Here is a 1,013-nt window from a genome sequence, read left to right as displayed (position 1 = left end):
CCGATGATCGGACAGGTGATCGAAGCGACGCCGGACAAGCCCTACCTGTGTTTGCGCATCGACATCGATCCGGCCGAGATCGCGCGCCTGATCGTCGATGCGGGGCAAGCGCCGCCGAACGAACACAGCGGCGTCGACCTCGGCCTGTACGCGGCCAAGGTCAACACCACGCTGATGGACGCGGTGCTGCGGCTGATGCGCCTGCTCGACACGCCGCAGGATTTGCCGGTGCTGGCGCCGATGGCGCTGCGCGAGATCTTCTACCGCGTGCTGATGGGCGACCTCGGCCATCGCCTGCGCGCGCTGGCGGTCACCGACAGCCGCTCCAGCCGCATCGCCAAGGCGGTGACCATGCTGCGCCAGCGCTACCTGCTGCCGCTGTGCATCGAAGACCTGGCCGACGAGCTGCACATGAGCACCTCGTCGCTGCACCACCAGTTCAAAGCGGTGACCACGATGTCGCCGCTGCAGTTCCAAAAGCACCTGCGCCTGCACGAGGCGCGCCGGCTGATGATGATCGACGGCATGGAGGCGGTGACCGCCGCGCACCGCGTCGGTTACGAAAGCCCCTCGCAGTTCTCGCGCGAGTACAAGCGCCTGTTCGGCGCGCCGCCGCGCGCGGAAACGATCCTGGCGCGCGGCGCGCCGCAGGGCTGAGCGCGGCGCGATCGTTGCGGATGAAACCGGTGGCGCCGCCGGGTTTTTGACCTCGCTTTCGACGTCTTAATGCAAACGCGCGACGGCTGCGCGGTTTGCCCGATGCGAGCACAACGCATCCGCGCGCCTTCCCCCTATCGCCGCTTTTATGGCGATTCGTTCTTTAGCAAATCCGACACCCGCGTAGGGGGATCGCGCGGCGATCGCGTTTGAGTCTGTGAGCGCGCAAGAAATACGCAACTTCTCGCGCTCCATTCCACCTTCTATTTCTTTCGCAGGCACCCGGCGCTGAGGCCGGGCGCTGCGAGGCGGACGGCTGCGCGCGTTCGGTACGCGCCTGCCTCCGTTCATTCGCA

1 protein-coding gene is annotated in these 1,013 nt (G+C 66.6%); it reads left to right on the top strand.

Annotation, left to right across the window (positions count from 1 at the left end):
* Positions 1–657 (top strand): AraC family transcriptional regulator (locus tag AB0D94_RS37985; protein ID WP_362062598.1); only part of this gene is annotated, 657 nt, incomplete at its 5' end.
* Positions 658–1,013: the final 356 nt, after the last annotated feature.

The organism is Streptomyces sp. NPDC048255 (assembly GCF_040652415.1).
GTDB lineage: Bacteria > Actinomycetota > Actinomycetes > Streptomycetales > Streptomycetaceae > Streptomyces.
Note: the sequence above shows the minus strand (reverse complement) of the source record. Positions and strands in the feature narration are given on the sequence as shown.